3 protein-coding genes are annotated in these 9,392 nt (G+C 72.8%); 1 reads left to right on the top strand and 2 read right to left on the bottom strand.

The genetic code is table 11. The features are described from left to right. Positions 1-28 precede the first annotated feature (28 nt). On the top strand, positions 29-4,444 hold the full coding sequence (locus KR546_RS18535; protein ID WP_238446208.1) for an nSTAND1 domain-containing NTPase: 4,416 nt from the start codon (positions 29-31) through the stop codon (positions 4,442-4,444). 33 nt (positions 4,445-4,477) lie between these two features. On the opposite strand, the gene KR546_RS18530 is transcribed toward KR546_RS18535, so the two are convergent. Next, positions 4,478-6,475 (bottom strand): alkaline phosphatase family protein, encoded by a 1,998-nt coding sequence (locus tag KR546_RS18530; RefSeq protein WP_238446207.1) that lies wholly within the window; start codon positions 6,473-6,475, stop codon positions 4,478-4,480. A gap of 101 nt (positions 6,476-6,576) precedes the next feature. After that, a partial coding sequence (locus tag KR546_RS19485; protein ID WP_274388377.1) for a multicopper oxidase domain-containing protein occupies positions 6,577-9,392 on the bottom strand: 2,816 nt, incomplete at its 5' end.

Raw genomic sequence — 9,392 nt, 5'->3', positions numbered from 1 at the left:
GGCCACGGGGGAAGGGGTGGACGTGGGGGTGTCCTTCACGGTCGCGGGTGCCCTGGGGCTGGCTCGCGACGGCGCGGTCATCGCCGACCGGGCGTTCGGTGGACCGCAGCCCCGCCTGGTGACGGCGATGCTGCTGGTCGACCGCGACCGGGCCTGGTCGCCCGAGCAGATCGCAGCCGAGGTGTGGCCGTCGGGTCCACCCGAACGGTGGCGGCCGGCAGTGCGCCTGCTCGTCAGCCGGCTCCGGGGCCTGCTGGCCGAGGTCGGGGTGGACGAGCGGGCCGTCGAGAGCCGTTCCGGGCACTACCACGTCGACCTCCCCGACCTGTCGGTCGACCTCGAGGTCGCCGCCGACGAGGTGGCCAGGGCGGCCAAGGCGCTGGCCGACGGGCGGTTGGAGGACGCGGACGACCTCGCGGCCCGGGCACGTTCCGTCCTGTCGCGGCCGATCCTGCCGGGGCTGGAGGCACCATGGGTGGAGGAGCTGCGACGCACCGTCGGTCCCGACCACGTCGAGTCGCTGCTGGTGCTGGGACGGGTCCGGCGTCACCAGGAGCGCTGGTCGGCGGCCCGCTCGGTCCTCGGTGAGGCGCTCGGGCGCGCGCCCTTCCGCGAGGACGCCTGGCGAGACGTGATGACGCTCGAGGCCGAGTCGGGCAACGTCGCGACGGCCCTGCAGGTCTACGAGGACTGCCGTCGCCAGCTCGCCGACGAGCTGGGGGTGGACCCGTCGCCTGCCACCCAGGAGCTGCACACGTCCATCCTGCGCTCGGTCCCGGTTCCAGACCCGGACCCCGCGCGTGGCGGTGGCGTGGGGGCCCGCCCTGTCCATGCACTGTCGGCGGAGGCCGATGCCCGCGACGATGCGCCCGGTGCCGACCGGCGACCGCCCTACGTGGGGCTGCGAGCGTTCGAACAGGCCGACGCCGAGCTGTTCTTCGGTCGCGACGCCGCCGTGCAGCGTCTCGTCGAGCTGCTGGCCGTCCACCCGACGGCGACGGTCGTGGGACCCTCGGGCAGTGGGAAGTCGTCGCTGGTGCGCGCCGGGCTGCTGCCCGCGCTGGCGTCAGGGGCGATTCCCGACGCCGACACGTGGCCGGTGGCGGTCGTCGTACCGGGCCGGCGACCCCTGGGCGCACTCGCGGCGGCTCTGGTTGCCGTGGCGGGGGAGCACGACGGACAGGATCGTGTGGCGACCACGGTGGACGACCTGGCCGATCGGTTCGCCGACGATCCCGGTGCCCTTCACGCGGAGGCGTGCCGGATCCTGACCACGTCCTGCGCCGACCCGGCGGCGCGGGTCCTGCTGGTCGTCGACCAGGCCGAGGAGCTGTTCACGGTCAGCGAGCCGACCCAGGCCGCTGCCTTCCTGGCGTCCGTCGACGTCGCCGTGCGGGCGCATGAACCACGGGTCGGGGTCGTGGCGACGATGCGGGCGGACTTCTACGCCCAGGCCGCGTCGAACCCGGACATGGCGGCGTTGCTGGGACGATCCCAGCTGGTCATCCCGCCGATGTCCGGGGCCGAGCTCGAGGCCGCCATCGTCGGACCGGCGACCCTGGGCGGGGTGACGCTCGAACGTGGCATCGTGGGTCGCATGGTCACCGAGGCCACCGGCCAGCCGGGACGGCTCCCGCTGCTCCAGCACACCCTGTGGGAGCTGTGGAACCACCGTGACGGCTCCACCCTCACGCTGGCCGGCTACGAGCAGGTCGGCGGCCTGCCGGGGGCGCTGGCCCGACACGCCGAACAGACCTGGGAGTCGGTCGGGGACCCGCCGCTTGGACGTCGGATCCTGCTGCGTGGGGTGTCGCCCGGCACCCGCGACGAGGCGGACAGCCGGCGACCGATCGCTCGGACCGACCTCGACGGGATGGCCGACGCCCGGGACCTCGACGCGGTGCTCGAGACCCTCGTGTCCAGCCGCCTGCTCCAGGCACAGGCCCGCGAGGAAGGTGTCGTTTTCGAGCTCGCCCACGAGGCACTGCTGCGCGAGTGGCCCCGGCTGCGGGACTGGATCGAGGAGGACCGCGCGGCGATCGTGGCCGCCGAGCAGGTGACCGGGGCCGCTGACAACTGGGAGTCCATCGACCGCGACCCCGGTGCGCTGTATCGCGGGACCACGCTGGAGGTGGCCCTCGACCAGCTCGACGGACGGACCGACGCCCTGCCCGAGACGTCCCGGCAGTTCCTCGACGCCAGCCGCACCGCCCGGGACGACCGCCGGGACCGGGAGGCCGAGCGCCTCGCCCGCAGGGAACGCACCAACCGCCGGTTGCGCCGGCAGCTCCTCGGGCTCGCGGTGGCCATGCTCGTCGCCGTGGTCGGTGGGCTGATCGCCCTGGACCAGCGTCGCGAGGCCCAGGCCCAACAGCGGGTCGCGGTCGCGCGCGAGCTCGCGGCAGCGTCGACCGCGGTCGTGGACGAGGACACCCAGCTGGCAATCCTGCTGGCCATGGAGTCGATCGACACGACCCGCGAGCTCGACGGCACCGTGCTGGCCGAGGCCGAGAGTGCCCTGCACCGCGCGGTCACGTCGTCGCGCATCGTCATGACCCTGCCCGGCCTGGGTGGCAGCGTGGCCTGGAGCCCGGACGGCACCGTGTTCGTGACCGAGGGCCCCGAGGAGTCCGGGCTCGTCGACCTGCGCGACGCCGAGACCGGCGAGTCGGTGCTCGCCTTCACGGGCCACGACGTCGACATCAACGACGTCGGGTTCAGTCCGGACGGCTCGGTGTTGGCGACCACGGGTGACGACGGGCTGGTGCGGTTGTGGGATCCCGAGACGGGGGACCTCCAGGCGGAGTTCCAGGGTGAGGCCGGGCCGGTGTGGGGCGTCGCGTTCAGCCCCGACGGCACCCGGGTCGCGTCGTCGTGGATCGCAGGCGACCGGATCCGGGTCCTGGACGTGTCCACCGGCCAGCCGACCCTGGAGATCCCGGCCGTGACCCGGCCCCTCGGCGACCCCGCGAGCTTCAGTCCGGACGGCGAGCAGCTCGCGATCACCAACGGCTCGGAGGTCGAGGTCGTGGAGGTGGCGACCGGCGACGTCGTCCTGCGCTTCCAGCCCAACACGGAGGTGGCGGTGGCGGTGGCGTGGAGCCCTGACGGGCAGTGGATCGCATCGAGCAACCAGGGCGTCGAGACCCGGCTCACCGATGCCGAGACGGGCCTGGACCACGTCGGCATTCCCCGGCAGACCGGCGAGGTCTTCGCCCTCGAGTGGAGCCGGGAGACCGGCCAGCTGGCCACCGGTGCTCGGGACGGGACCGCTCGCGTGTGGCAGGTGGACGGCGACGAGGTCGTCGAGCAGGTCGCGGTGTCGTCCCCGGAGGGGGTCGGCGGCATCGCCTTCTCGCCGGACGGCACGCGGATCCTGACCGGCGACGTCACCGTCACCGATGCCGAGGTCTGGGACGTCGGGCTCGCCGGCGGCGCCGAGTGGGCCAACCTGCCGACGTCGACCGGCGGGCTGCAGAAGGCCGCCTTCACCCCCGACGGCGACCGGGTCGTGGTGAGCGGCCGTGATGCCGAGGCGGTCGTGTGGGACCTGGACACCGGCACGACGGGTGCCACCCTCGGGGAGGACCAGGACACCGCCGTCGACATCGCGGTCAGCCCGGACGGCGGCCTGGTCGCGACCGTGAGCTACGACGACCCGCGCCGTGTGCAGGTCTGGGACCTGGAGACGGGCGAGGAGGTGTTCACGGTCGAGGAGGTCGACTTCCTCCCCGAGTTCATCGCGTGGAGTTCCGACGGGCAGCTGCTCGCCGTGGCCGGCTGGGACGAGCTCGACCGACCCGGCACGACCATGATCGTCGATCGCACCGGCCAACTGGTCGCCGAACTGCCCGAGGAGGCCAACTTCCGCCCCGCCGACCTCGTGTTCGGCCCCGATGGCGAGCGCCTGGTCACGGCACGATGGAAGGTCGACCGCGAGGACCCCACGGCGAACGGCCTGCGGGTGTGGGACTGGGCGACCGGCGCGGTCCGCATCGACATGCAGGAGTTCCCCGGGGAGATCGCGATCTCGCCCGACGGTTCCAGGATCGCCGTCAGCCGCATGGCCGGGGGCGGCTCGATCTGGCACGCCGTCGCGGGGGAGCGACTCGCCAGCCTCGACGGCCACACGGGAGACATCAGCGGCCTGGCCTTCTCCCCGGACGGCGACCTGCTCGCCACGTCGGGCGTCGACGGCACCGTGCGCCTGTGGGACACCGAGGTCGGCACGCAGGAACTCGTGCTGCACAGTCCGGACGGCCCGGTGTGGTGGGTCGAGTTCAGCCCGGACGGCGAACGGATCGTGACGACCAGCGACGGCGTGGCGCGGGTGTGGGCACTGGACCTCGACGACCTGGTCGGGATGGCCGAGGGCCGCCTGACCCGGTCGCTGACCGACGTCGAGTGCCTCCAGTACCTCCACGTCGATCCCTGCCCGACGTGACGTGCGGGCACGTCACGTCGGACAGCCTGGGTGTCACGGGGTCGTGGCCCCGATCCGGTTCTCGTCCGGCGTCGGGACGGCGTCGGCCATGGCCATGGCCCGGCCGATGAACGTCCGTGCCTCACCCCGGGTCGACAACTGCTCGTACTGCTGGACCAGCGCCGCGCGCTCGTCCGGGTCGTCGGTCAGTTCGAGCCGGGTCTTGAGCGCGATGGCCAGGAAGCCGGGCAGGTTGCCCGTCTGCGGGATCGGCTCGCGGTCCTCGGCGGCCAACTCCTCCTCCGTGACGTGCGGCCGGACCGTCGGCGCCGGTGGCGACGCAATGGTGGTCGGCGCGTCCGTTCGCGGTGTCGCCTGGGTCAGCAGGTCCACCACCCCGCCGGCGAAGGGTGCCGCCGAGGCACGCGCCGGTGCGGCCACGCCGAACAGTTGTGCGACCGTGGCGGGCACCGACGAGTGCTCACGCACGGTGTGGTCGACCACGCCCGCGGCGACCCACGGCGACACGACCAGTGCGGGCACGCGCACCCCGTGGGTGGCGAAGTCGAAGCCCGACGCGTTGTAGGGGTTGCCGGGGCTGGAGCTGTCGTCACCGGGCGGGGGCGTGGCCCCCGGGGCGACCGAGTCGAAGAACCCGCCGTGCTCGTCGTAGGTCACGATCAGCAGGCTGGTGTTCCACACCGGCGAGTTCCGGATCGCGGTGTAGACGGCGTTGAGCAGGCCCTCACCACCGGCCACGTCGTCCATCGGGTGCTGCGACGACCCGCCCTGGTAGCTGCTGGTGACGTCGCCCCAGTTCGGTTCGATGAACGTGTAGGCGTACGGGTACGGGTTCTGCAGGTCCGACGCGAAGTGGGTCATCGAGAACACGTCGGTGACCTTCGACACGCCCTTCAGCGCCGACACCTGGGGCACGGCGCCGAGGATCGAGCCCTTGGACGGCTCGTCGCTGTAGGCGTTGGTGTCGTCGATGTAGACCCGCCAGGCGCGTCCGCCGGCGTCGAGCGCGTCGTACACGGTGCCGTCCTGCAGGGCGAACCCGGTGCCGAGCTCCCAGCCCAGGATCTCGGTGTTCGACGGGCTGTGGTCCAGCCCCCCGGACGACCCGGCGTGCACGAAGAACCGGTTGGGCCAGGTGGGTCCCGGCATCGAGGCGAACCAGTGGTCACACAGGACGTACTCGCTCGCCAGCTCGTACATCGTCGGCAGTTGCTTGGCGGTGTCGAATCCCATCATGATGTCGCCGACCTGGTCCGCCGCGGGCAGGCCGGTGCCCTCGCTGGTGGTCGTGGCGTAGTTCTGGGCGAAGCCGGACATGTCGATCGGCGACGGGTATGCGCCGCCCGGTCCCAGCGGGGGGTGGTGCGCGCCGTCGTCGACCTGGTCGCCGGGTCCGCACAGCTGCTCGAGCACGTCGTCGAACTCGTGGCCCGGGTCGGTCGACATCGCGACCGGCGCCGGCGAGCCGACCGGGAACGTCCGCGGCGCGCCGCCCTCCGGGGTCCAGGTGTTGCTGGTCACCGGCCCCGCGGTGATGCCCGGCAGGCCGGACTGGCCGAAGACGTTGTCGAACGAGTGGTTCTCCAGCATCAGAACGAACACGTTGGTGATCGTGGCGGGGCCGTCGGCGAGCACCGACCCGAGCCGCACCATCGGGGCGCTGCAGCCGCCCGAGTCGAGGTTGATGGCGAACCCGCCCGTGTCCACGGTGAAGCGCAGCTGTCGTCCGGCGTCGCCCGACTGCAGCTGGCACTCCTTCCACGGCGTCGAGCCGACCGCGCCCTGGCTGCGGTAGACGCCGGACTGGCTGCCGCCCTTGACGCCGATCGTGACGGACCACCAGTCGAGTTGGCCCCACGATCCGATGCCGGTGTCGAAATGGACCAGCAGCGGTCCGACGGTCTCGCCGGGCGCGGCGACCCAGCTGCCGTTCTCGACTCCGTACGGATCGTTCTGGTGGAACAGCTGGATCGAGGCGGTGCCATCGGTCGTGTTGGTGATGAAGACCTGCGCGGTCTGTGGGGTTGACATGGTCTGGCTCCTGGCGAGGTGTGGAGGCCCGCTCGGACGCAGGGGTCCGTGGGCCGGTTCGGCTCAGCGCGACTCCTGTCGTCGGCGGGGGAACGGGTCGGTCAGGACGGCGGTGGGGTGAGGTCGAAGCCGGGGTAGGACTGCCCGGTCGACTCGTTGGGGTCCTCGAAGGTCATGTTGGCGACCCACGCCTGGGCGAGATCGGGGCGCCCGTACAGGTCGCCGACCTGCGCGGTGGCCTCGGGCGAGGTCCCCGGGTCGGCCAGCGCGTCGCGGACCGCGTAGTTGGCCCGGGCGACGTCTTCGTCGGTGGGGTCCGCGTCGTCGGCGGCGCGGTCGAACGGGGTCACCTCGACGGCCTGCATCATGCCGTTGTCCTCGTGGAGGAGGATGTGGCAGTGGTTGACGTAGGTGCCGACGAAGTCGGGGAACCGCGACCGGAACACGACCCGTCCCCGGTGCCGCGGGATCGGCACCACGTCCATCCAGCGTGGCTGGTCGAGGATGTTGTGGAGGTTTCCCGTGGCGTCGGGGACGTCGATGCGGATCACCCAGAACGGGTTCTGGTGGATGTGGAACGGGTGGTCGACGGCCCGGGTCAGGAGCTGCCAGGACGGGTCGTCGCGGAATCGCGCCATGCCGTCGGCCAGCGACATCGGCACGCCGTCGTAGTGCGCCGCGTACTGGGCCGTGGGCAGGTCGTCCGGACCGGTCGGCCCCCACAGCCCGTCGGCCACGTTCTGGACCACCCACTCCTCGGCGCTGTCGAGGTGCATGCGGGGCCGGCCCGGGTCGGTCGGGTCGAACTTGCGTCCGTCGATCGCCATCGTGCGGATGTTCGGTGGCAGCAGCACCACCTCGACGCGGCCGCCGACGGGCTGGGCGTGGCGCCGGACCCAGCGCAGGCCCTCGAGGTCGGGGGTGTCACGCACGAAGGCCGCGAACGCGGCGGCGGTCTCGGAGCCGTCGCCGGGGGGTGGATCGTCCGGGGCCTCGGCCGCGAACGACCCGTCGTCGTCGACCGCCAGGTCGGTCGTCACCAGGGGCATGCCCTGCGATCCCCATCCCGAGTACGTCACGACCCGGGTGCGGAAGCCACCGTCTGGTGCCGCCAGGGCCGGATCGTCGTCGGTGATCGGTCGCAGGTAGGGCGGGACGTCGGGCAGGTCGATCGTGGCGAGGTCGAACGGCTCGGCCGGCTCGCCGGTCACGGTGACCGTGGCGATCACGACGTCGCCGGGTCCGGCCGGTGGGTTCACGCTCGGCTGGCTGACCGTGCCGTCCAGGGCGCGCGTCGCGGGTGCGGACACGACCTGCTGGAGGCCCTGCAGTGGCGTGTCGGCGTGCAGGACCACGCCCAGGGCGACCACCGAGTAGACCGCCCGGTCCTGTCCGTCGGGGAGGGGCGGGGCCTGGAAGAACACGTCCGTCCGGTTGGCCGGACCCAGGTAGACCTCGTTGGGGCGTACGTAGCAGGCGCGCAGGCTGTCGCCGTCGGCGAAGCACGCTGCCCACGCGTCGGCCATCGCGGCCGGTTCGCCGGTGGGCCAGGCGTCGAGCGGGAACGGCGCGTCCGGGGCGCCCTGCTGGGCCAGGTCGCGGACCTGGTAGGTGCCGTCGGGGCTGACCAGGGTGACGCCGTCGAGTGCGAGCTGGTGCAGGTCGACCTTGGCTCGTTCGACCTCGCCGCGGGTCACGACCTCGCCGGCGTTGCCGTCCGCGTCGACCGTGACGAGGTGGCCGGCGGCGTTGGTGCCGAAGCGACCCCGCAGGACCATGAGCCGGCGGAAGCCCTTGCCGTCGACGCTGCCGTTGAGGACGCGCCACCGCTCGGTGGCGTTCGGGCGCATGAAGATCGTGGCGGCAGCCGGGCTGCCGTTGATCACGGTCGCCGACGAGCGCGCCGACTTCGGCGGCGCCTGGAGGCTGCCCACCGGTGCGTCGGGGTCGGTGGGGATGTTGAAGACCCGCTGCACCAGCATCAGCCGCTCGCGGTAGTCGTGCGGTCCGGTCTTGAGGGACGGGTCGCCCGGGTCGCCCGCCCGGTCGGGGACCAGTGCGGCCCGCACGGCGTCGTCGACGTCGCCCTCGACGACCAGGAATCCGGCCATGCCGCTGGCGACCTGGTCGTGGGTGGCCCCGTGGGCGTGGGGGTGGTACCAGTGCGTGCCCGGGGGATGGGGGGCGCCGGGCTGGCCCAGCACGTCGCCGAGTCGGAACGAGTAGTCGGCCTGGCCGACCTGGTCGTCGTCGGCCAGGAAGTTGATCTGGTCGCCCGCGCGCAGGAACCGGCAGTCGACCTGTCCGTCCTCCGGGTCGGCCTCGCGGGCTGCCAGGTCTGCCTGGGGGATCAGGCGCAGGATCACGTTGTCGGAGTGGGTCCCGTCCGGGTTGCGACCCGGACGCACGTGCAGCCCGTGGGTGTGCAGGTTCGTGGTGTGGACCGTGTGCACGCCGTTGGTGTGCTCGCCGAGGCAGAAGTCACCGCGACGGTTGCCGAGGGCGTCGGCGCGGTCCTGGGCCACGGCGAGGTCGAGCGGGGTGTCGCCCACGTACCCGGTGAGTTCGTTGGGGTCCGGGTAGGGACCGACCCAGGTGGTGCCCAGGTCGCGTCCCAGCAGGTTGCGCAGGGTGACCCGCAGGTCCTCGTCCCCCCGGACGCGGATCGTGGGTCCGGGGGTGGTGCCGCCGTAGCTGAACAGCACCTGCCCAGGGTTGCCGAAGCCGACCACGACCCCGGGGTTCTGGTTCTCGACGATGTTGAGCGCCAGTGCCTGGCCGGGCCAGTCCCGCGGGCGCCACACCCACGGCTCGTTCCAGGTCTCGTCGACCGCCGTCGGCGGGGCCTGGCCCCCGCCGCCTCCGCCTCCGCCGCCCCCTCCACCACCGGTCGGGCAGCCCGACCGGTGGTGGAGGG

The sequence above is a fragment of the Salsipaludibacter albus genome (assembly GCF_019798055.1).
In the GTDB taxonomy this organism is placed as follows: domain Bacteria; phylum Actinomycetota; class Nitriliruptoria; order Nitriliruptorales; family Nitriliruptoraceae; genus Salsipaludibacter; species Salsipaludibacter albus.
Note: the sequence above shows the minus strand (reverse complement) of the source record. Positions and strands in the feature narration are given on the sequence as shown.